The sequence below is a fragment of the Mesorhizobium sp. WSM4832 genome (assembly GCF_055811115.1).
Window position 1 is genome coordinate 87524 of sequence record NZ_JBVVQH010000016.1, and the last position, 19398, is coordinate 106921.

Below are 19398 nucleotides of genomic sequence, written 5' to 3' on the forward strand. Positions count from 1 at the left end.
GCTCAATCCGCCAGCAGGATGATGTCTTGAGCGTTGCACGAAACCACGATTGTGTCGCCTGCCCGAACGGCGGCGGAAGCGGGAGCCTTGGCGATGAATTGCAGTGCGGGATCCAGCGTCGAGGCGGCCAGCACGCGTTTAAAGCTGCCCTGGAAGACGACATCGCCGACCTTGGCCATGCCGAGCGCGACATCGCCCTTCGCTTCGCCCAGGATCAGGTGCTCCGGCCGGATGGCGAGAGCGACATGGGCGCCGGCAGGCGATGCGCCGGGCATTGAAACCGGCCCAACCGGGGTCGAGGCCGTGACGATGCCGTTCTTCGCCTCCGCCACGGTGCCGGAAAGGATCGTGCTCTCGCCCATGAAGGTCGCGGAAAAGCGCGTCTTCGGCCGCGCATAGACCCGTTCGGGCGGGCCTTCGTCCTCGATACGGCCGTCGTTCATCACCACGCAATGGTCGGCCAGCGCCATCGCTTCTTCCTGGTCGTGGGTGACATGGATGAAGGCGGTGCCGACACGCTTCTGGATCGCCTTCAGCTCGTCCTGCATCTGCCGGCGCAGCTTGAGATCCAGCGCGCCGAGCGGCTCGTCGAGCAGCAGCACCGCCGGTTCGATGACCAGCGCGCGGGCCAGCGCCACGCGCTGGCGCTGTCCGCCGGAGAGCTGATGCGGCTTCTTGTCGAAGGCGGCCGCCAACCCGACGAGAGACAGCGCGTCGCGCGCCTTCGCCGCCCGGGTAGCACCGTCGACACCTTGCATGCGCAGCCCGAAGCCGACATTGCCGCCGACGCTCATATGCGGAAACAGCGCGTAGTCTTGGAAGACCGTCGTCGTCGGGCGCTTGGCCGGCGGCACGGCGGTGCAATCCACGCCGCGAATGAACACCTTGCCTTCACTGGGCGTGACGAAGCCGCCGAGGATGGAAAGCAGCGTCGTCTTGCCTGAACCCGAGGGTCCGAGCAGGATCGTGTAGCTGCCGGGCTCGATCGCCAGCGAGACATTCTTCAACACCGCAAGCTGGCCGAAGCGGTGCGAGACGTTGCGGATATCGACCAAAGGCGCGCTCATGCCGTCTTTCTCCGCAACAGTGTCAGTTCGAAAAAAACCACCAGGACTACGGAGACGGCGAACACCAGCGAGCCGACGGCATTGGTCTTGGGATTGAGGCCGGAGCGCAGGAGGTTCCAGATCTCCACCGGCAGCGTCGTCTCGAAACGGGTGAGCAGGAAGGAGATGACGAACTCGTCCCAGGAGAAGGTCATCGACAGGAAGAAACCGGCAAAGATCGCCGGCGCCATCACCGGCACAGTGATCATCAGCAATACCTTCCACTCGGCCGCACCGAGGTCGCGCGCGGCGCGCTCGATGTTGATCTGGTGGTCGCCCATCTGGCTGTAGATGATGGCGAAGCAGAGCGGCAGGTTGATCACGACATGGCCGATGCCGGCAGCAAGCAGCGACTTCGGCACGCCGGCCCAGTTGAACAGCACCAGCAGGCCCATGCCGATGATGAGATAGCTGACGGTGAGCGGCAGCGTGATCAGCCCGCGCAGCAGCGCCGAGCCCGGCAGCACGAAGCGCGCGAAACCCCAGGCCGAGAGGAAGCCGAGCGTGACGGAAGCGAGCGAGGACAACACCGCCACCAGCAGCGAGTTGACCAGCGCCGAGGTCAGCCGCGCGTCGGAAAGCACCGCCTGGTACCAGCGCAGCGACGGGCCGGTGAAAGGCGGGATCGGGAAGGAGGTGGCCTGCAGCGAAAACAGCACCAGCACGACCACCGGCAGGAAGATGAAGCCATAAATCGCGATTGCGTAGGCCCAGGCGGTGAAGCGGATGATGGCGCGCATGGTCAGGCCCGCTCGATCTTCAGCCATCGCGCGCAGGCGACGTATGCAATGGTGACGACGGCCATCAGGATGATCGACAGCGCCGAGGCCAGCGGGAAATCGCCGCGCCGGCCGATCTGCATCATCACCAGTTGCGGCATGACCAGTTCGTTGTTGCCGCCGAGGATCTGCGGCGTGATGTAGTCGCCGATGCACAGCACGAAGGTGAGGAAGGCGCCGACCATGATCCCCGGCAAGGTCAGCGGCAGCACGACATGCAGGAAGGTGCGGATAGGCCCGGCGCCGAGGTCGGCCGCCGCCTTGCGGTAGCTTGGGCTGAGCTGCTTGAGGTTGGCGAAGATCGTCAGTGTCAAAAGCATGACGAAGAAATGTACGAAGCCGGTGACGGTGGCGAAACGCGTATTGGCGAGCTGTAGCGGCTCGCCGATCAGGCCAATGCCGGTCAGCGCCCGGTTGACGACGCCGTTCTGCGCCAGCACCAGCAGCCAGGAATAGGAGCGCACGACATAGGACGTCCAGAACGGCAGCACGGCCGCCATCAGCGCCAGGCGCTGCCAGCGTTGCGGCACCATCTCGGCGAGGATCCAGGCAAAGGGGTAGGCGAGCAGGATCGAGACGACGGTGACGGTTCCCGTCACCTCCAGCGAGTTCACCATCGCGCGCCAGTAGGACGGATCGGTGAAGAACTGGCTGTAGTTGGCCAGCGTGAATGCGCCGCCTTCATGCGCCGTCAGGCTGGACAGCCCCATGGCGATGAAGGGCAGCACGAAGAAGAAAAGCGTCCATGCCAGCGCCGGCGTAACCAGCGCCCAGGGCAGGGCACGCGAATTGCTTCCCGTGAACGCCATCGGCCGATCTACTGCGCCTGCAGCATCTCGGTCCACATATCCTGCATCTTCTTGTCGAGATCGGCGTTCGGCGCCGGATAGGCCTGGGCGCGGGCGAGGAAGCCCGGCTGCTCGTCGAAGCGCAGGATCTTCTTCTGGTCGTCGGTCAGCGCCGCCTTCTTGTTCGCCGGCATGCCCCAATAGCAGGACGAGGTGGCAAGCCGCGCCTGTCCCTCCGGGCTCATGATGTACTGGATGAATTTCAGCGCCATGTCCTTGTTCTTGGAATCCTTGAACATGGCGAGCGACTGCGACCACAGCACGGCGCCTTCCTTAGGGATCGAGAAGTCGAGCGCCGGGTTTTCCTTGGCAAGGCCGGCCGTCACCCATTCGCCGCCGCCGACCAGGATATCGACCTCGCCTGTGGCCAAGGCGGTCTGGCTGGCGGTGACCTCGCCGACCAGCTTGGCGTTGGCCTTCATCTTGAGCAGCTCGGCCTTGAGCGCGGGCAGGTCGGCCTCGGTGAGGTCGGCGGTCTTCTTGCCGATCGCCAAAGCCGCCATGCCGATCACCGGCAGGTAGTAATCGTAGATCGCGACCTTGCCCTTGTATTTGTCGCTGGTCAGCGACGCCAAGGACTGCATGTCGGCCGGATCCACCTTGGTCTTGTTGAAGCCGATCGTGTTGTAGCCGAACTTTTCGGTGATGCCGTAGCGCTTGCCGTCGACGACGGTGGACTTGTCCATCTTCACTTCCGCGAACAGGTCGGCGAAGGGCAATTTGTCTTCGGGAAGCGGCTCGAACAGGCCCTTTTCGACGCCGCGCGGCACATCGATGGAATCGATCACCATCACGTCCCAGTCGCCCGGCTGCGACTGGTCGACGATCGCCAGCCCCGCGCCGGTGCCTTCGAACTCCTTGACGTTGACCTTGACGTTGTTGGCCTCCTCGAAGGGCTGCAGCAGCGCCGGATCGGAGTGATCGCACCAGATCAGCGCGTTGAGATCGGCGGCCTGAGCGCCGCCGGCCGCGATGAGCAGCGCCGCGGCCGCGCAGGCGGCCGAAAGATGAGACTTCAGGGTGGAAAGCGGAGTCCGGGCATTGACGGTCATCGAGTGTTCTCCCTGCCTTGCTGGCTTGTTGGGAGAAAAGTTGAACCAATTCTAAAATTGAGTCAATTATGATTTTGTGGCAGAGAGGCGATATGAGCGGATTGCGCGAGCGGCAGAAGGCGGACCGGCACCGGCGCATCATCGATGCGGCGACCGGGCTTTTCCGAGAAGCCGGCTATGAGGGCGCCAAGATCGAGGCGATCGCCGCGCAGGCCGAGGTCTCGATCGGCACCATCTACAACTACTACCAGAACAAGGGCGATATCCTCGGCGCCATCGTCGCGTTGGAAGTCAACGAGGTGCTGAATGCCGGGCGAGGGGTGGTTGCCAACCCGCCGGCCAATGTCGGCGACGCGCTCGACACGCTGATCGGCATCTACATCGAGCACTCGCTGAATTATCTCAGCAAGGAGATGTGGCGGCAGGCGATGGCGATCTCGACGCAATTGCCCGACAGCCCCTTCGGCCAGGCCTATACCGGGCTCGACCGGGAACTGACCAAGCAGATCAGTGCGCTGATCACGCGGCTGCAGGAGATCGGCCTGGTGCGCTCCGACATCGACGGACCGGCGGTCGGCGAGCTCATCTTCAACAACATGAACATGATGTTCATCGAGTTCGTGAAACGCGACGAGGCGAAGATACCCGAGCTGAGGGCGGCGATACGAAGGCAGAACCGGATTCTGGTGGCGGCGATCGGGGTGTGATGACGGACCGGTCACGCCAAGATCGGACCGGCCCGGTGGACAGCCCGGGCGCCGGATTTCTTCGAGCTAAAGGCCTTTCAAAGCGATCAGCGTCGATGCAATCGTGATCGCCGCCACGATCAACACCCAAATCATTGCACTGCGTGTGAACCAAAGGGCGCGCCGCCGCCGCGCACGCCGTAAATCCTCCCGCCAACGGTCGGCTTGGTCGGCGCCGATGTTGAGTTGCATCATGCCAACTTCAGTGCTTCAGCGGATCGCGGTTGAAGGTGATTGTGGGTGGCTTCCACCCCCCAGGCATTTCCAAGGATGCCTCGCGGAAACTCCGCTCGACATCGGCGGTATATGCGCCGTCATTTTCAAAGCGGTCCCAAAGGATGAAGCCAACAAACAGCGTGATCACGACAAGAGGCCATCGCATCGGAACCTCCCTCAAAGCCCCGGCCGATACTATCTGCCCGCAACTCTTGAAATACAAGAGGTTTCTAATATACGCTGGCTAGACGACCGAAAACCTTATCCAAGCGCAAAGGTTCGCCTGTTGGGCGGCTGGATATTGCAGCATCAGTGTATGATTTTCTGGTGCCCCCGGCAGGAATCGAACCCGCGACCTTCGGTTTACAAAACCGCTGCTCTACCAGCTGAGCTACAAGGGCACGGCGCTCCGGTAGCACATTTCGTGCGCCAGTAAAGACAAAACTCCGTTTTGGATTGCTAATGGATTGCCTGGCTTAGCCGGCATGCTGAAATGCGGCGAGGCGCTTCCTACATGTTCGTCAGGTGCAATCGCATCGAACGGGTGCCGCATGATCAGATTCGTCATCATCCTGCCGCTCATCGTCGTGACCTGGCTTCTGCTGGTGAAGGCTATCAGCGATCTGAAGAAGGCCAACATCGACTGGACCGGCGTCGCCACCTTTGTCGGCTTCATCGCGCTTGCCTTCTGGCTGCGGCATGTCACGGGAATGGGATGAAGGAGTGAGTAGGGTCGCCAACCGGCGTGAACTACCTACCACTCAGTCGAAAACCCTCGAACCTTTTGCTGCTTTACCACGACTGATCTCCCGAGAGGCGAATGGTCGCCTCGATCAAGGATCCAGGAGATCATCATGTTGAAGCGTACCCTTACCTCAGGCATCGTCGCCGTCTTCGTTGCCACCGGCGCGCTCGCCGCTACGGTCGAAACATCCTCGGCTCATGGCCATCATCACCACCACAATCATCATCACAATCATCACGGCACGCCTTGGTGGTGGTGGCACCACAACCACCATCAGCATCACCACGGCAAGGTGATCATCTTCCTTTGACGAGAAGACCAATCGTCTTCGAAGGGCGGCCCAACGGCCGCCCTTTTGCTTTTCAGGGATGGTTCGGTCGCCAGCTCAAAAAAGCGCGACCACGAACGGCCGGCAAAAAAATCTCGAAAAACCTTCGAACCTTTTTCCGGGCCGCGGCGACCCATGATCAAGAGGCGGATGGTTCGCCTCTCCACTGAAACCAAGGAGAGATCGTCATGTTCAAGCGCACCATCGTTTTCGGCCTCATCGCCACCACCGTCGCTGCCGGCTCGCTCGTCGGCACCGTCCAACCTTCGGCCGCCCACGGCCATCATCACCGCCGCGAGCTCGGCATCGGCATCGCCGCCGGCGTCGGTGGCTTCGTGCTCGGCAGCCTGCTTGCCCAGCAGCAGCCCCGCACCGTCTATGTCGAGGAAGACGGCTACGACTCGATCCACGTCCGCCGCTGCTATGCTCGCTACGCCAGCTACGATGAACGCTCCGACACCTATATGAGCTATGACGGCCCGCGCTATTGCAGGCTTTAAGGAGGAGCCGAACCAACGACAGGAAAGTGGGGCTGTCCGCAGCCCCTTTTCTTGCGTTTCAACGTCAGCGCTTCCGCTTGATCCGAAGCGGGCAATGTTCTGCCGCAGCCGTTCTAACGATGAGGCTTGGGATCGGGCATCGCCAGTCCCGCCATGCGGCAGGCGGCGCCAACTGAGGCGTCATCTATCGCCACGAGTTCGAAACTGTTGCCGTTGTCAGGGTAGATCTTGCCGATGAAAGGCTCGTTGCCGTCGCCACCACTGGCCGCGCTTTCGTCGTCCACATAGCCGCACACCACGATCTCGTGGCGGCCGCCCAATGTGCGCTCTCCGGCAAGCATTGTTCCGAACTTGGCAGCGATGGGGTTCCTCAGGTGCTGGCGGACGCCGGCGGTGATGATCTCCTCCAGGGCCAGCGAGATCGGAATGGGATCGACGCGTTGGCTGCCGCTGCGCTCGAGTGGCGGCGTCGCCACGCATCCGCAGAGCGAAACGGCAGACAGGAGCTGAACAGTTTTCCGCATCCGTGCCCTTTCGCATGCATTCCAGCGCGGCCGCAAGGCGACCAAGTCCACGTGAAGGTGTACAGCGAATTTGCCAGCGTTTAGTCTGGCTTTGACGCCAATCGAGGGGAGGGTGGCTTGGACGAGCGGGATCCTAAAGAAGACCTGATCGAGCCGGTTTTTCGCAATGGCACGGTCACCACCGTCGGCATCCTGCTGGCCTTCTCGCTGGGCTTCATCACGCATTGGGCGGCGAACCCCATCCCCTGGCAGACCTACCATTTGCTTGCCGTGGTGCCGATCCTGGTCGGCATCGCCCTGCAGATGCGGGCGCTGGCCATACTGCTCGACACGAAATCGTTGCAGCGTTCGATCCATGCGCGCGCCAACCGGATTTTCATTACCGGCCTGGTCTTCACGGCCTGTGGCGTCGGTGGCGCGATCCTGCTCGATTTCTTCGACATCGCGGCCAGGAGCGCGCTGCCCGGCGCATCGTAGCGCTTAAGCCTTCGCGCCGCCGATCATCTTCGTCACTTCGGCCGCCGCGTCGCGCACCAGCGGACCGATCTCGGCCAGTCGCTCGGGCGTGACCCGCACCGTCGGGCCGGACACCGAAACGCCGCCGATCGGCTCGCCATACTCGTCGAAGATGGCAGCGGCCACGCAGCGCATGCCGGGGTGGCGTTCCTCGTCGTCGACCGACCAGCCGCGATGCTTGATGGTGGCAAGGTCATGGGCGAGCGCCGAGATATCCGACAGCGTCTTGTCCGTGTAGCGCTGCAGGCCTGCCTTGCGCAGGATGATCGCGACCCGTTCCGGCTCGAGATGTGCCAGCACCGCCTTGCCGATGCCCGAGGCATGGAAGGGGCTGCGCGTGCCCGGCCGGAAGAAGGCGCGGATCGCCTGATGCGTCTCGACCTGGCTGACGAAAACGACGCAATCGTCCTCGGCGACGCCGAGATTGGCGGTCTCGCCAGTCTTTTCCATGAGCTCCTGCATGACGATGCGGGCTCGGTCGACCAGCTTGCGCCGGCGCAGGAAGGCCGCGCCCATGCGGTAGGTCTCGACGCCGACGGACCACAGCTGGTCGGTCGTATCGAACTCGACCATGCCGTGGTTCTCCAGCGTCGTCAGCATGCGATAGGCGGTGGAGGCGGCAATGCCGCTTTGCGCCGCGATCTCGCTGAGCGACAGGCCGCTGGCTTCCGCTACGATCGCCAGGATGCGCAGCGCCCGGTCGAGCGACTGCACCGAGGCCGCTTCGGACGGACCGTTGAAGGCGCGCGGCCGGCCGCGCTGGCGTTTTTCCGTCGTTTCCATACACGGCATCCTCGCCGATTTGGCGTCGGATGCAATGAAAAAGTTTTTCACGGATTTTCTAGCGGGCTTTTCTGGAAAACAAAAAGCGCAAAGAAATCAGCGGCCAAGAACCGTTTTCTAGAAATGAAAAAATATTCTGAAAAAATTGAAAAATCGAAAGCGCGCTGGCATTCTCAAGCCAACCAACGAAATGGAGGCTTGCTATGGCCAGGATGCGCGCTATCGACGCGGCGGTTCTCGTTCTCGAAAAGGAAGGCATCACCAACGCCTTCGGCGTGCCGGGCGCGGCGATCAACCCGCTTTATTCGGCGCTGAAGGCGCGCGGCACCATCCGCCATGTGCTTGCACGCCATGTCGAGGGCGCCTCGCACATGGCCGAAGGTTTTACGCGGGCCAAGGCAGGGAACATCGGATTGTGCATCGGCACTTCCGGTCCGGCCGGCACCGATATGATCACCGGCCTCTATTCGGCCTCGGCGGATTCCATTCCGATCTTGTGCATAACTGGCCAAGCTCCCCGCGCGCGCCTCAACAAGGAGGATTTCCAGGCCGTCGACATCACTTCGATAGCGGCCCCCGTGGCCAAATGGGCAGTGACCGTCATGGAGCCCTATCTGGTGCCGATGGCGCTGCAGAAGGCGTTCCACCTGATGCGCTCCTCGCGGCCAGGCCCGGTGCTGATCGACCTGCCGGTCGACGTGCAACTTGCCGAGATCGAATTCGACATCGACGCCTATGAGCCGCTGGCTCCCTTCAAACCGGCGATGACACGCGTCCAGGCCGAAAAGGCGCTGGCGATGCTCAACCAGGCGGAGAAGCCGCTGATCGTCGCCGGCGGCGGCATCATCAACGCCGATGCGTCCGATTTGTTGATCGAATTTGCCGAGATCACCGGCGTGCCGGTCATCCCGACCTTGATGGGCTGGGGCGCGATCCCCGACGACCACCGGCTGATGGCCGGCATGTGCGGGCTGCAGACCTCGCACCGCTACGGCAACGCGACGATGCTTGAAGCCGACTTCGTCTTCGGCATCGGCAACCGCTGGGCCAACCGCCATACCGGTTCCATCGATGTCTATACCAAGGGCAAGAAGTTCATCCATGTCGACATCGAGCCCACCCAGATAGGCCGCGTCTTCGCGCCGGATCTCGGCGTCGTCTCGGACGCGGGCGCCGCGCTCAAGATCCTGCTCGACGTCGCCACCGAATGGCGCACGGCCGGCAAGCTGCGCGACTGGTCCGGCTGGGCCAGGGAATGCCAGCAGCGCAAGAAGACGATGAAGCGCAAGACGCATTTCGAGCAGGTGCCGCTCAAGCCGCAGCGCGTCTATGAGGAAATGAACAAGGCTTTCGGCCGCGACACCACCTATGTCACCACGATCGGCCTCTCGCAGATCGCGGGCGCGCAGTTCCTGCATGTCTATAAGCCGCGCAACTGGATCAATTGCGGCCAGGCCGGCCCGCTCGGTTGGACGCTGCCGGCGGCGCTCGGCGTGCGTGCCGCCGATCCGGACCGGGATATCGTCGCGCTCTCCGGCGACTATGACTTCCAGTTCATGATCGAGGAGTTGGCCGTCGGCGCGCAGCACAAGCTGCCCTACATCCACGTCGTCGTGAACAACGCCTATCTCGGCCTGATACGCCAGGCGCAGCGCGGCTTCTCGATGGATTACGAGGTGAGCCTTGCCTTCGAGAACGTCAACCGTGCAGGCGATCCGGAGGCGGGCTACGGCGTCGACCATGTCGCGGTCGCCGAGGCGATGGGCTGCAAGGCGGTCCGGGTGCGCAAGCCCGAGGAGTTCGCCGGCGCCTTCAAGCAGGCGCAGCGGCTGATGAAGGAGCACCAGGTTCCGGTCGTTCTCGAATTCATCCTCGAGCGCGTCACCAACATTTCCATGGGCACGGAAATCGACAAGATCACCGAATTCGAGGACCTTGCCGAAAGCCATGAAGATGCGCCGACCGCGATCGTCATGTTGGATTAGGGTCCGGCGCAGAGAAGGAGAAAAGGAATGCCGCGTTTTTCAGCCAATCTGTCGATGCTCTTCGGCGAGCATGAGTTCCTCGACCGCTTCGATGCCGCCGCCCGCGCCGGCTTCAAGGGCGTCGAATATATTGGCCCCTATGATCATGCGCCGGACGTCGTCGCGGCGCGCCTGAAGAAGAATGGCCTGACCCAGGTTCTCTTCAACCTGCCGGCCGGCGACTGGGCAAAGGGCGAGCGCGGTATCGCCGTGCTGCCCGACCGCGTCCCGGAATTCCGCCAGGGCGTCGCCAAGGCGATCTCTTATGCCCACGCGCTGGGCTGCGAGCAGGTCAACTGCCTGGCCGGCATCGCGCCGCAGGGTGCGGATCGCACCGTGTTGGAAAACGTCTTTGCCGAAAACCTCGCCTTCGCGGCCGAGAAGCTGGAGCAGGCCGGCATCAGGCTGCTGATCGAGCCGATCAACACCCGCGACATCCCCGGCTTCTTCCTGAACTATTCCGACCAGGCGCTGGCGCTGATCGACCGCATCGGCTCGAAGAACCTGTTCCTGCAATACGACATCTATCACATGCAGATCATGGAGGGGGATCTCGCCCGTACCATCGAGGCAAACCTCGGCCGCATCGCGCATATCCAGCTTGCGGACAATCCCGGCCGTCACGAGCCGGGGACGGGCGAGATCAACTATCCTTACCTCTACGACCACATCGACCGCCTCGGCTATTCCGGTTGGATTGGCGCCGAATACAAGCCGAAAGCCGGGACGGAAGCGGGGCTGGGCTGGTTTCGTGGGTTCGCCGGGCAGGGCAGCGCGGCGGCCTAGCTATTGCACATTGAGGTCGCGTTCCTTCGCGCCCCCCTCTGGCCTGCCGGCCATCTCCCCCACAAGGAGGGAGATTGGATGTCATCACGGCTTTCGCCATTCTCCAACGCCGTAGGAGTGAGCGAGGCGCCGAAGCGGCCAATCTCCCCACCTGTGGGGGAGATGGCCGGCAGGCCAGAGGGGGGCGCGACAGAACGCGGCCCAACAAGAAGACGGAGAACATCAATGGAAACCATCGGCTTCATCGGCCTCGGCATCATGGGCGCGCCGATGGCGGGGCACTTGCTCGACGCCGGCTACTCGGTCGTCGCCAGCGACCATCGCTCCAAGCCGTCGCCTGACCTCGTCGCCAAGGGGCTGAAGACCGTCACCGGCCACAATGCCGTGGCCAAGGCCGCCGACATCATCATCACCATGGTGCCGGATACACCGCAGGTGGCCGACGTGCTGTTCGGCGAAAACGGCGTCGCGTCCGGCCTGTCCAAGAGCAAGCTCGTCGTCGACATGAGCTCGATCTCGCCGATTGCCACCAAGGAATTCGCCAAAAAAATCAACGAGCTCGGCTGCGATTATCTCGACGCGCCGGTGTCGGGCGGCGAGGTCGGCGCCAAGGCGGCTTCGCTCACCATCATGGTCGGTGGCGAGGATCCGGCGTTCGAACGCGCCAGGCCGGTATTCGAGAAGATGGGCAAGAACATCACGCTGGTCGGGCCGAACGGCGTCGGCCAGACCACCAAGGTCGCCAACCAGATCGTGGTGGCGCTCACAATTGAGGCCGTGGGCGAAGCTCTCGTCTTTGCCTCGAAGGCCGGCGCCGATCCGGCCAAGGTCAGGCAGGCGTTGATGGGCGGGCTCGCCGCCTCGCGCATCCTCGAAGTGCATGGCGAGCGTATGATCAAGCGCAGTTTCGCGCCGGGCTTCCGCATCGAATTGCACCAGAAGGACCTCAACCTCGCGCTGGAAGGCGCCAAGGCGCTAGGTGTGTCGCTGCCCAACACCTCGACCACGCAGCAGCTGTTCAATTCCTGCGCCGCTAATGGCGGGGCAAAGGAAGATCACTCGGCGCTGGTAAGAGCGCTGGAGCGGATGGCGGGGCATGAGGTAGGGCAGTAGGGCAGTAGGGCAGTAGGGCAGTAGGGCAGTAGGGCAGTAGGGCAGTAGGGCAGTAGGGCAGTAGGGCTTGCTTATTCAACAGCCGTTCGGATCCCTACTGCCTTATTGCCCTACTCCCTTACTGCCCTAGAAACTTCCTCGCCGCGTAAAGGCTGATCGCCGCCGCATTCGACACGTTGAGCGAGTGGATGGCGCCGGGAATGTCGAGACGGGCGAGCGCGGCAACCGTCTCGCGGGTCTTCTGGCGCAGCCCTTTGCCTTCCGCGCCCAGCACCAGCGCGATTTTCGCGCCGTCGAAGGTCTTTTCGAGCTCGGCCGGTCCTTCGGAATCGAGCCCGATGGTCTGGAAGCCGGCCTCGTGCAACTGTTCCAGCGCGTCAGCGAGGTTCTTCACCTCGATCTGGTCGATGTGTTCCAGCGCGCCGGAGGCCGATTTGGCCAGCACACCGGATTCCTGCGGGCTGTGGCGGGCGGTGGTGATCAGCGCGCCGGCGCCGAAAGCGACCGCGGAACGCAGGATCGCGCCGACATTGTGCGGGTCCGTCACCTGATCGAGCACCAGCACCAGCCTTGTATCGCCAAGCGCGTCGAGACGCTTCGGCCTGAGCGGCTCGGCCTCGATCAGCACGCCTTGGTGCACGGCGTCAGACCCGGTGATCCTGTCGATGTCTTTCGGTTCGACCAATTCGGCCTTGAAGGGCAGGGCGGCGAGATCGGCGATCGCCAGCCGCTCGGCGGCATTGCGGGTCACCAGCATTCTTCTGATCTTGCGTCGCGGATTGTCGAGCGCCGCCCGCACCGTGTGCAGCCCGTAAAGCCGCACCAGTCCGTCGGCAGCCGCGTCACCCGGCGGCACCGGCTGGCGCGGCCGAAAGGCTGGCGCGCCGGCCTTCTGGTCGCGGTGGGCGCGCCGCAGTTTGGCGTAGTGGGTGTCCTTGCGCGTGCCGGGCTTGTTGCTTTGATCGTCGCTCATTGGGCCTCTATAGCGGCCTCGTCCGGCTAAGGATATGGCCTGCGGCAATGAATGCCGAACATCCTCGAAAAACCGTGGCCACGCCGGTTGACACCCACCGGCCTTGCCGCCATAAGGCGCTTCGCTGATTTCGGAGAAGATCCTGCTCGGGTTCCGGATCGGCGCGAATGCCTCGTTGCATGGCTCCGGCGGCAGACTGGAGAGGTGCCCGAGTGGTTAAAGGGGACGGACTGTAAATCCGTTGGCTTAGCCTACGTTGGTTCGAATCCAACCCTCTCCACCACTGCCGGCCCGGAAGCCCTGAAACGAAAAGTCTCGGACCGAAAGTGCATGGCGCTTTTCGGGTGAATCCGGTACTTCAGTGTAAGGCGCGGGTATAGCTCAGTGGTAGAGCAGCAGCCTTCCAAGCTGAATATGCGGGTTCGATTCCCGCTACCCGCTCCAGATTTCCGCCACCCAGATTTCCTGACTGATTGTCTTTCTCGCGAAAGCGCCGCGCGCCTTGGCGCGCAGCGCTTTCGTTTCGTCCAGTTGCTTAGCTGTTGAAAGCCGACGCGACCTGATGGTTCTGCGGGACCTGGCCGTTCGGTGTCAGCTTGTCGACGATGCCGGGCAGCGCCGCGGAGAGCTGCTGCAGGAGTTCCTGCTCGTTGAGGCCGGTGCGCTGCGCGATCTCGCGGATGACCTGCGGACCGATCGCGGCGCCGAGATCATTGGCGTTGATCGGCTGGTTCTGTCCGGTGCCGACCCAGGAATCGGCGACATTGCCATGGCCGGCATTCTTCAGCTTGTCGAGCAGCCCACCGAGGCCGCCGAGCAGGCCGCCATCGGCGGACGTGTCGGTTCCCGCAGGGGTCGGCGCCGGCGCTTGCGGCGCGGCCGGTTCTTCGCTCCTGCCGCTCAGCATCTTGCCGACCAGCAGCGCGCCGAGCGCGATCATCAGGGGTTTGGTGATATTGCCGCCCGGAACGGCATTGTCGAAAAGGCCCATCGTGGATCTCCTTGTCCAGCCAAGTCCGCCCGGCGCCAGAATGGCGCAAACGGGCGGAATTTCAAGCTGCCTTGAGCTTTTGACAATCATATGAACATGATGGCGCGGGCGGGGATTTGGAGGGAATTATGGGCATCATCAGCTGGATCATTCTCGGCATCGTCGCCGGGTTCATCGGCAGCAAGATCGTCAACAAGACCGGTCAGGGCATGATCATGGATATCGTGCTCGGTATTGTCGGCGCCATCGTCGGCGGCGTGATTTTCAGTGCCTTCGGCGCATCGGGCGTCACCGGCCTCAACATCTGGAGCCTGATCGTGGCCGTCATCGGCTCGGTCGTCGTGCTCTGGGCCTATCACCAGATTTCCGGCAAGCGCACGCTGTAGAGCCGAGGAAGCTGTAGTCGTCCGGCTGTGGAAGGTCGATCCGTCGGGGTCGGCCTGCGCTGGGTTCATGCCGTCAGGCGACCATGGCCAGCCGGCGCCTTCTTTCATCGAGCGAGACGATCGCGAGACCGCTGGCCATCACCAGCAATATGCCGCAGACGGCGAGCGCATTCGGAAACTGCCCGAACACCAGCAGCCCCGAAATGACCGCCCAGACGGTGAAGCAGTAATAGAAAGGCGCGACAGCGCTTGTCGGCCCGACCCTGTAGGCCATGAAGATGAAGAAATGGCCGAAGATCAGGAAAAGGCCGGCGCCGGCAATCAGGATGAGATGACGTCCCTCGGGCATCACCCATTGCTCCGAGACAAGGTGCGCCGCGCCAGAGCCGACCAGCACCACCACCACAGCGGAGATGGCGACGATCATGCCGGGCACCTCGGCGCCCACCTTGCGGCCGGCGAGGTCGCGCACCGCCGCGAAGGCCGCATTGCCAAGCGCCAGCAGGGCATAGACCGAAATGCCCTGCATGGTCGGTTGCGCCACCATAAGCGCCCCGATAAAGCCGAGACCGATCAGCGCCATGCGCGTGGCGCCGATCTTTTCGCCGAACAGCATCGAGGAGCCGACCAGCACGATGAGCGGCGTGACCTGCCCGAGCGCCGTCGAATCCGCGATCTGCATGTTGGCCAAAGCGACGACGTAGCAGAGGATCGCCAGAAGCTCGAAAAGGTTGCGGCGCAGCACCTTGCGCTCGAAGAGCAGCGGGACCTGCCTGGCATAGCCCAGCAATAGAAGCAGCGGCACGCCCCACAGCGTCGCGGCCGCGCCGCGCAGCAACAGCACTTCATAGGGCGGCAGCCCGCTGGTCGCGAGCTTCATCATCGTGTCGTTGACGAGGTAGGACCCCGTCGAGACGATCATGAACAGCGGACCGCGGATGTGTGCCGGAATGAACTGCATCCGGCGACAAAATCAGAGCGACGTCGCGGCGGCAATGGGCCAGCCCGGAGCCTTTGATTTCATGCACGGCGTCCCTATATCGGCGCCATATCCCTGAAATCGACCGTTGGTTCGGGTCGGGCGGGAATCCGCTCAGCCACAAGGTACTTGTGTTTTTCAGCCGTTGTCGCTAATCGCCCCGCATTCGATTGAACTGAAGGTCAAGGCCGTCCAAGGAAAGAGACTATGGCAAAAGGTAAATTCGAGCGCACCAAGCCGCATGTGAACATTGGCACGATCGGTCACGTCGATCATGGCAAGACGTCGCTGACGGCGGCGATCACGAAGTATTTTGGCGAATACAAGCGCTATGACCAGATCGACGCAGCACCCGAAGAGAAGGCGCGCGGCATCACGATCTCGACGGCGCATGTCGAGTATGAGACGGCCAACCGTCACTATGCCCATGTCGACTGCCCCGGCCACGCCGACTATGTGAAGAACATGATCACCGGTGCCGCGCAGATGGACGGCGCGATCCTGGTGGTTTCGGCCGCCGACGGCCCGATGCCGCAGACCCGCGAGCACATCCTTTTGGCCCGCCAGGTCGGCGTTCCCTCGATCGTGGTGTTCTTGAACAAGGTCGACCAGGTCGATGACGCCGAGCTGCTCGAGCTGGTCGAGCTCGAGGTTCGCGAGCTTCTGTCGAAGAACGAGTTCCCCGGCGACGACATTCCGATCGTCAAGGGCTCGGCGCTGGCGGCGTTGGAAGACACCAACAAGACCATCGGCGAGGACGCCATCCGCGAGCTGATGGCTCAGGTCGACGCCTATATCCCGACGCCGGTTCGTCCGCTGGACAAGCCGTTCCTGATGCCGATCGAGGACGTGTTCTCGATCTCGGGCCGCGGCACGGTTGTGACCGGCCGCGTCGAGCGCGGCGTGGTCAAGGTCGGCGAGGAGCTGGAAATCGTCGGCATCCGTCCGACCACCAAGACGACCTGCACGGGCGTTGAGATGTTCCGCAAGCTGCTCGACCAGGGCCAGGCCGGCGACAACATCGGCGCGCTGCTGCGCGGCGTCGACCGTGAAGGTGTCGAGCGCGGCCAGGTCCTGGCCAAGCCCGGCACGGTCAAGCCGCACAAGAAGTTCGTGGCCGAAGCCTACATCCTGACCAAGGACGAAGGCGGCCGTCACACGCCGTTCTTCACCAACTACCGTCCGCAGTTCTACTTCCGCACCACGGACGTGACGGGCATCGTGACGCTGCCGGCCGGCACCGAGATGGTCATGCCTGGCGACAACATCACCGTCGACGTCGAGCTGATCGTGCCGATCGCGATGGAAGAGAAGCTGCGCTTCGCCATCCGCGAAGGCGGCCGCACCGTCGGTGCCGGTATCGTCGTCACCATCACAGAATAATCGATCCGGCTGTTGCCGGTTCAAGGAAAGGGCGGTCTTCGGGCCGCCCTTTTTGTTTCGGAAACAGTGTTGCGCGGGGCCTTTTCAATTCTGTTGCAACCACCGTCGCCGCAACTAGTATGGGTTGCACGGAGAGGCTTGTCAGGCGTGGGTTCCGCATTCCGTTCAAAGACCATACGGTACTGGCGCGGGTTGGTCCGCCTGGGATTGGCCATGGCCATGGGTTTGGCTGCCTTCGGCGCCACCGCCAAGGAAGAAGCGCCGGACTACGGTCCGACGATGCGCTTTATCGTCGTGCGCAGCAGCGCGCCGGGCTGCGAGCCGAATTGCCCGGAATGGATTTCGGCCGAAGGCACGATCGACGCGGGCACGCCGAGGCTGCTCAAGCGTCTGCTGAAGACGCTTGGCGGGCGGCAACTGCCGATCGTCGTCAATTCTCCCGGCGGCAATGTCGACGCCGCGCTCCAGCTTGGCCGCATGGTCCGCAAGAACAAGCTCGATATCGCGGTCGGCATCACGGAGTTTTCCGGTTGCTCGCCGGCGATGAAGAATTGCCGGGACAATGACGGCAAGGGCCAGCCCTATTCCGGCGTCGCTTACGACAGCGGCGCGATGTGCAATTCGGCCTGCCCGCTGATGTTTGCCGGCGGCATCCGCCGCGTCGTCGGCGAATGGGCCTATCTCGGCGTCCACCAGATCACCACCACCTATCGGCGCGAGAAGCTGCTCTACCGCACGACCTATCGGGTCGTGAACGGCAAGAAGAAGATCATCAGCACCAAGGTCGTCAGCCGCAAGAATGCCGGCAGCTACAAGACCTATGAGATGGGCAAGGCGGTCGAGAAGCGGCTGTCGGCCTATCTGAAGGAGATGGGCATCGAACAGGGCGTGCTGGGCGTGATGAAGGCCACGCCGGCCAGCGACATCAAGCAGATCGAACCCGAGGACATGCTGGAGATGAAGCTCGTCACCAGCCTCGATTCGCTCGATTTGCTGACCGAGAGGACCATTTGCCGGCGCAATCCCGTGCCTGCGAATTGCCGCGAGGTGCCCTCGAACGCGAAGCCGGTCGAGGTAGCGGCCGTCGAAGCCGGATCCGCCCCCGCTGCTCCCGCTCCCGCCACCGTGCCCGCGCCGCAGGTCCAGGACCAGGAGATGCGCTTCGTTCTCGTTCGCGGCAGCAATCCGCTCTGCAACCCCGATTGTCCGGAATGGATCTCAGCCGAAGGCACGATCGCCGCGGGCACGGCCGACAAGCTTCGCCAGCTGCTCGATACCCTCAGCGGGCGCCGCTTGCCCATTGTCATCAACTCGCCGGGCGGAGATGTGCAGGCTGCGCTTGCCGCGGGCCGCCTGATCCGCGCGCGCGGGCTGAATATGGCGGTCGCCCGGACGGATTTTCTCGACTGCGATCCCGGCGCAGTCGGGTGCGTCGCGACAGACGGTCTCCATAGCGGCCTCACCATCGATGCCGGCGCCGAATGCGATGCCGCCTGCGCGGTGATGATCGCTGGCGGCGCCAGGCGCCTCGTTGGTGCGGATGCGCATTTCCTGGTGCATTCCATGGGCATGGAAGAAAAGGTCAGGGCGTATCTCGATGAGATGGCGGTCGGCTCGGGCTTTTTCGTCGCCATGCAGTCGGCGCAGTACGCCAAGCACAGGGAACTCACGCAGGACGAATTGCAGGAATTCGGGTTGACGACAGGGCCGCAATCGGTGGACGCGCTGACCGGCGCGACCATCTGCAAATCGTCGCCGAAGCCCGATAATTGCAGGGTTCTCCCGGCGACCAATGCCGAGGCGTCGTCGCCGGCGAAGCTTTAATGTCGCCCAAAAATGCGCAGCGGTTTTGCGGGAGCGAACAATGACATAAAGCGCGTCGATTGAATCCGTTTCAACGCGACGTGCTTTTAGCGCCACTTTTGCACTGGCCATCGAGGCAGGTTGAGCAGGGCAGGGTGGTGCCGTTATCTTGCTTGCGCCGTTTGCAGAATGGAGGATCGGCGATGCGCGAGGACGTCCCGACTTTGTATGAATGGGCCGGCGGCGGCGAGGCTCTCAACCGGCTGACCCGGACTTTTTACGACAAGGTAGCGACGGACCCGATCGTCGGCCCCGTGTTCAAGAACATGTCGCCGGACCATCCGGCTCACGTCGCAGCCTTCATCGGCGAGGTCTTCGGCGGACCGAAGACCTACAGCGAAAAGCACGGCGGCCATCGCGAGATGGTGATGCATCATCTCGGCAAGCATTTGACCGAGGAGCAGCGCCGGCGTTGGATCAATCTTCTCGCCGACGCGGCCGATGAGGTCGGCTTGCCGGACGATCCCGAGTTCCGTTCAGCCTTCATGGGCTATGTCGAATGGGGATCGCGGCTGGCCAAGATGAACTCCAACATCGGCGAGACCTGCGACCCGGAGACCGAACCAATGCCGGCCTGGGGCTGGGGCGTTCCGGGCGGGCCCTACAAGCCGCCGGCTGGAAAATCGTGAGCGTGGCGGACCAGACCGTCAACCCGATCCTTTGCCAGCGACCTGGGAAATCCCTATTTCTGGCAAAGCCAATGAAACTGTATCTGACCACTCTTTACAGAGCACGCGGAAGCTTTTAGGAAGCGCCT

Annotated in this window: 23 protein-coding genes and 3 tRNA genes; 14 read left to right on the forward strand and 12 right to left on the reverse strand. The window is 63.0% G+C overall.

Annotated features, from left to right (window positions below; translation table 11 throughout):
* Positions 1–2 precede the first annotated feature (2 nt).
* From AC0L2L_RS22125 to AC0L2L_RS22140, 4 genes are read right to left on the reverse strand one after another with little or no spacing between them, the layout of a single operon-like run.
* Positions 3–1067 (reverse strand): ABC transporter ATP-binding protein, encoded by a 1065-nt coding sequence (locus AC0L2L_RS22125; protein ID WP_473581173.1) that lies wholly within the window; start codon positions 1065–1067, stop codon positions 3–5.
* Entirely contained in the window at positions 1064–1873 is an 810-nt protein-coding gene (locus AC0L2L_RS22130) for an ABC transporter permease (RefSeq protein ID WP_473581175.1), read from the reverse strand. Before AC0L2L_RS22130 ends, AC0L2L_RS22125 begins: the two co-directional genes overlap by 4 nt.
* Positions 1849–2694: an ABC transporter permease gene (locus AC0L2L_RS22135; RefSeq protein ID WP_473581177.1), complete on the reverse strand. Its 846-nt coding sequence runs from the start codon at positions 2692–2694 to the stop codon at positions 1849–1851. Before AC0L2L_RS22135 ends, AC0L2L_RS22130 begins: the two co-directional genes overlap by 25 nt.
* Positions 2695–2702: 8 nt before the next feature.
* Positions 2703–3785, reverse strand: coding sequence for a polyamine ABC transporter substrate-binding protein (locus tag AC0L2L_RS22140; RefSeq protein WP_473581178.1), 1083 nt, complete (start codon positions 3783–3785; stop codon positions 2703–2705).
* Positions 3786–3877: 92 nt separating this feature from the next.
* On the opposite strand from AC0L2L_RS22140, the gene AC0L2L_RS22145 reads away from it, so the two are divergent.
* Positions 3878–4492, forward strand: a complete 615-nt coding sequence (locus AC0L2L_RS22145) for a TetR/AcrR family transcriptional regulator (RefSeq protein ID WP_473581180.1) — start codon at positions 3878–3880, stop codon at positions 4490–4492.
* Between the two features lie 66 nt (positions 4493–4558).
* On the opposite strand, the gene AC0L2L_RS22150 is transcribed toward AC0L2L_RS22145, so the two are convergent.
* The 3 genes from AC0L2L_RS22150 to AC0L2L_RS22160 form a co-directional block, all read right to left on the reverse strand.
* Positions 4559–4726: a hypothetical protein gene (locus AC0L2L_RS22150; RefSeq protein ID WP_473581182.1), complete on the reverse strand. Its 168-nt coding sequence runs from the start codon at positions 4724–4726 to the stop codon at positions 4559–4561.
* 7 nt (positions 4727–4733) lie between these two features.
* Positions 4734–4895, reverse strand: a complete 162-nt coding sequence (locus tag AC0L2L_RS22155; protein WP_473581184.1) for a hypothetical protein — start codon at positions 4893–4895, stop codon at positions 4734–4736.
* Positions 4896–5072: 177 nt separating this feature from the next.
* A tRNA-Thr gene (locus tag AC0L2L_RS22160) sits at positions 5073–5148 on the reverse strand.
* A gap of 150 nt (positions 5149–5298) precedes the next feature.
* On the opposite strand from AC0L2L_RS22160, the gene AC0L2L_RS22165 reads away from it, so the two are divergent.
* The 3 genes from AC0L2L_RS22165 to AC0L2L_RS22175 all read left to right on the forward strand — a co-directional run bounded on the left by AC0L2L_RS22165 (position 5299) and on the right by AC0L2L_RS22175 (position 6320).
* The gene (locus tag AC0L2L_RS22165) at positions 5299–5466 is read left to right on the forward strand and encodes a hypothetical protein (protein WP_473581186.1); all 168 of its coding nucleotides are present in this window, start codon (positions 5299–5301) and stop codon (positions 5464–5466) included.
* Positions 5467–5601: 135 nt separating this feature from the next.
* Complete coding sequence (locus AC0L2L_RS22170) at positions 5602–5802, forward strand: hypothetical protein (RefSeq protein WP_473581188.1); 201 nt, start codon at positions 5602–5604, stop codon at positions 5800–5802.
* 206 nt (positions 5803–6008) lie between these two features.
* Positions 6009–6320, forward strand: coding sequence for a BA14K family protein (locus AC0L2L_RS22175; protein ID WP_473581190.1), 312 nt, complete (start codon positions 6009–6011; stop codon positions 6318–6320).
* A 113-nt stretch (positions 6321–6433) separates the two neighbouring features.
* Here AC0L2L_RS22175 and AC0L2L_RS22180 read toward each other — a convergent pair whose 3' ends face one another.
* A complete protein-coding gene (locus AC0L2L_RS22180) occupies positions 6434–6796 on the reverse strand; it encodes a hypothetical protein (RefSeq protein ID WP_473581192.1) in 363 nt (120 codons plus the stop codon).
* A gap of 165 nt (positions 6797–6961) precedes the next feature.
* Here AC0L2L_RS22180 and AC0L2L_RS22185 point away from each other — a divergent pair, with 165 nt between their 5' ends.
* The gene (locus AC0L2L_RS22185; protein ID WP_473581194.1) at positions 6962–7321 is read left to right on the forward strand and encodes a hypothetical protein; all 360 of its coding nucleotides are present in this window, start codon (positions 6962–6964) and stop codon (positions 7319–7321) included.
* A gap of 3 nt (positions 7322–7324) precedes the next feature.
* On the opposite strand, the gene bhcR is transcribed toward AC0L2L_RS22185, so the two are convergent.
* The gene (gene bhcR, locus AC0L2L_RS22190; protein WP_473581196.1) at positions 7325–8143 is read right to left on the reverse strand and encodes an HTH-type transcriptional regulator BhcR; all 819 of its coding nucleotides are present in this window, start codon (positions 8141–8143) and stop codon (positions 7325–7327) included.
* A gap of 203 nt (positions 8144–8346) precedes the next feature.
* On the opposite strand from bhcR, the gene gcl reads away from it, so the two are divergent.
* The 3 genes from gcl to AC0L2L_RS22205 all read left to right on the forward strand — a co-directional run bounded on the left by gcl (position 8347) and on the right by AC0L2L_RS22205 (position 12066).
* Entirely contained in the window at positions 8347–10128 is a 1782-nt protein-coding gene (gene gcl, locus AC0L2L_RS22195) for a glyoxylate carboligase (protein ID WP_473581198.1), read from the forward strand.
* A gap of 27 nt (positions 10129–10155) precedes the next feature.
* Entirely contained in the window at positions 10156–10953 is a 798-nt protein-coding gene (otnI, locus tag AC0L2L_RS22200; RefSeq protein WP_473581200.1) for a 2-oxo-tetronate isomerase, read from the forward strand.
* A gap of 225 nt (positions 10954–11178) precedes the next feature.
* Complete coding sequence (locus AC0L2L_RS22205; protein ID WP_473581201.1) at positions 11179–12066, forward strand: 2-hydroxy-3-oxopropionate reductase; 888 nt, start codon at positions 11179–11181, stop codon at positions 12064–12066.
* Between the two features lie 118 nt (positions 12067–12184).
* On the opposite strand, the gene AC0L2L_RS22210 is transcribed toward AC0L2L_RS22205, so the two are convergent.
* Positions 12185–13039 carry a TrmH family RNA methyltransferase gene (locus AC0L2L_RS22210; protein WP_473581203.1) on the reverse strand — a complete coding sequence of 285 codons (855 nt, stop codon included), beginning with the start codon at positions 13037–13039 and terminating at the stop codon, positions 12185–12187.
* A 198-nt stretch (positions 13040–13237) separates the two neighbouring features.
* Here AC0L2L_RS22210 and AC0L2L_RS22215 point away from each other — a divergent pair.
* Positions 13238–13322, forward strand: a tRNA-Tyr gene (locus AC0L2L_RS22215).
* A gap of 87 nt (positions 13323–13409) precedes the next feature.
* Positions 13410–13483, forward strand: a tRNA-Gly gene (locus AC0L2L_RS22220).
* A gap of 91 nt (positions 13484–13574) precedes the next feature.
* On the opposite strand, the gene AC0L2L_RS22225 is transcribed toward AC0L2L_RS22220, so the two are convergent.
* A complete protein-coding gene (locus tag AC0L2L_RS22225) occupies positions 13575–14030 on the reverse strand; it encodes a YidB family protein (RefSeq protein WP_027170388.1) in 456 nt (151 codons plus the stop codon).
* A 128-nt stretch (positions 14031–14158) separates the two neighbouring features.
* On the opposite strand from AC0L2L_RS22225, the gene AC0L2L_RS22230 reads away from it, so the two are divergent.
* Positions 14159–14416: a GlsB/YeaQ/YmgE family stress response membrane protein gene (locus tag AC0L2L_RS22230; RefSeq protein ID WP_027170387.1), complete on the forward strand. Its 258-nt coding sequence runs from the start codon at positions 14159–14161 to the stop codon at positions 14414–14416.
* Between the two features lie 73 nt (positions 14417–14489).
* On the opposite strand, the gene AC0L2L_RS22235 is transcribed toward AC0L2L_RS22230, so the two are convergent.
* Positions 14490–15377: a DMT family transporter gene (locus tag AC0L2L_RS22235; RefSeq protein ID WP_473581205.1), complete on the reverse strand. Its 888-nt coding sequence runs from the start codon at positions 15375–15377 to the stop codon at positions 14490–14492.
* A 225-nt stretch (positions 15378–15602) separates the two neighbouring features.
* Between AC0L2L_RS22235 and tuf the strand changes: the two genes are divergently transcribed.
* The 3 genes from tuf (at position 15603) to AC0L2L_RS22250 (ending at position 19270) form a co-directional block, all read left to right on the forward strand.
* Positions 15603–16778 carry an elongation factor Tu gene (gene tuf, locus AC0L2L_RS22240; protein ID WP_473581206.1) on the forward strand — a complete coding sequence of 392 codons (1176 nt, stop codon included), beginning with the start codon at positions 15603–15605 and terminating at the stop codon, positions 16776–16778.
* A gap of 219 nt (positions 16779–16997) precedes the next feature.
* The gene (locus AC0L2L_RS22245) at positions 16998–18602 is read left to right on the forward strand and encodes a COG3904 family protein (RefSeq protein WP_473581282.1); all 1605 of its coding nucleotides are present in this window, start codon (positions 16998–17000) and stop codon (positions 18600–18602) included.
* A 182-nt stretch (positions 18603–18784) separates the two neighbouring features.
* On the forward strand, positions 18785–19270 hold the full coding sequence (locus AC0L2L_RS22250) for a group II truncated hemoglobin (protein WP_473581208.1): 486 nt from the start codon (positions 18785–18787) through the stop codon (positions 19268–19270).
* Positions 19271–19398: the final 128 nt, after the last annotated feature.

Excerpts from the sequence above, each read along its gene's own strand:
- AC0L2L_RS22125 (WP_473581173.1), bottom strand. The coding sequence starts at position 1,067 with ATGAGCGCGCCTTTGGTCGATATCCGCAACGTCTCGCACCGCTTCGGC.
- AC0L2L_RS22130 (WP_473581175.1), bottom strand. The coding sequence starts at position 1,873 with ATGGCTGAAGATCGAGCGGGCCTGACCATGCGCGCCATCATCCGCTTC.
- AC0L2L_RS22135 (WP_473581177.1), bottom strand. The coding sequence starts at position 2,694 with ATGGCGTTCACGGGAAGCAATTCGCGTGCCCTGCCCTGGGCGCTGGTT.
- AC0L2L_RS22140 (WP_473581178.1), bottom strand. The coding sequence starts at position 3,785 with ATGACCGTCAATGCCCGGACTCCGCTTTCCACCCTGAAGTCTCATCTT.
- AC0L2L_RS22145 (WP_473581180.1), top strand. The coding sequence starts at position 3,878 with ATGAGCGGATTGCGCGAGCGGCAGAAGGCGGACCGGCACCGGCGCATC.
- AC0L2L_RS22150 (WP_473581182.1), bottom strand. The coding sequence starts at position 4,726 with ATGATGCAACTCAACATCGGCGCCGACCAAGCCGACCGTTGGCGGGAG.
- AC0L2L_RS22165 (WP_473581186.1), top strand. The coding sequence starts at position 5,299 with ATGATCAGATTCGTCATCATCCTGCCGCTCATCGTCGTGACCTGGCTT.
- AC0L2L_RS22170 (WP_473581188.1), top strand. The coding sequence starts at position 5,602 with ATGTTGAAGCGTACCCTTACCTCAGGCATCGTCGCCGTCTTCGTTGCC.
- AC0L2L_RS22175 (WP_473581190.1), top strand. The coding sequence starts at position 6,009 with ATGTTCAAGCGCACCATCGTTTTCGGCCTCATCGCCACCACCGTCGCT.
- bhcR (WP_473581196.1), bottom strand. The coding sequence starts at position 8,143 with ATGGAAACGACGGAAAAACGCCAGCGCGGCCGGCCGCGCGCCTTCAAC.
- gcl (WP_473581198.1), top strand. The coding sequence starts at position 8,347 with ATGGCCAGGATGCGCGCTATCGACGCGGCGGTTCTCGTTCTCGAAAAG.
- otnI (WP_473581200.1), top strand. The coding sequence starts at position 10,156 with ATGCCGCGTTTTTCAGCCAATCTGTCGATGCTCTTCGGCGAGCATGAG.
- AC0L2L_RS22205 (WP_473581201.1), top strand. The coding sequence starts at position 11,179 with ATGGAAACCATCGGCTTCATCGGCCTCGGCATCATGGGCGCGCCGATG.
- AC0L2L_RS22210 (WP_473581203.1), bottom strand. The coding sequence starts at position 13,039 with ATGAGCGACGATCAAAGCAACAAGCCCGGCACGCGCAAGGACACCCAC.
- AC0L2L_RS22225 (WP_027170388.1), bottom strand. The coding sequence starts at position 14,030 with ATGGGCCTTTTCGACAATGCCGTTCCGGGCGGCAATATCACCAAACCC.
- AC0L2L_RS22230 (WP_027170387.1), top strand. The coding sequence starts at position 14,159 with ATGGGCATCATCAGCTGGATCATTCTCGGCATCGTCGCCGGGTTCATC.
- AC0L2L_RS22235 (WP_473581205.1), bottom strand. The coding sequence starts at position 15,377 with ATGCAGTTCATTCCGGCACACATCCGCGGTCCGCTGTTCATGATCGTC.
- tuf (WP_473581206.1), top strand. The coding sequence starts at position 15,603 with ATGGCAAAAGGTAAATTCGAGCGCACCAAGCCGCATGTGAACATTGGC.
- AC0L2L_RS22245 (WP_473581282.1), top strand. The coding sequence starts at position 16,998 with ATGGGTTTGGCTGCCTTCGGCGCCACCGCCAAGGAAGAAGCGCCGGAC.
- AC0L2L_RS22250 (WP_473581208.1), top strand. The coding sequence starts at position 18,785 with ATGCGCGAGGACGTCCCGACTTTGTATGAATGGGCCGGCGGCGGCGAG.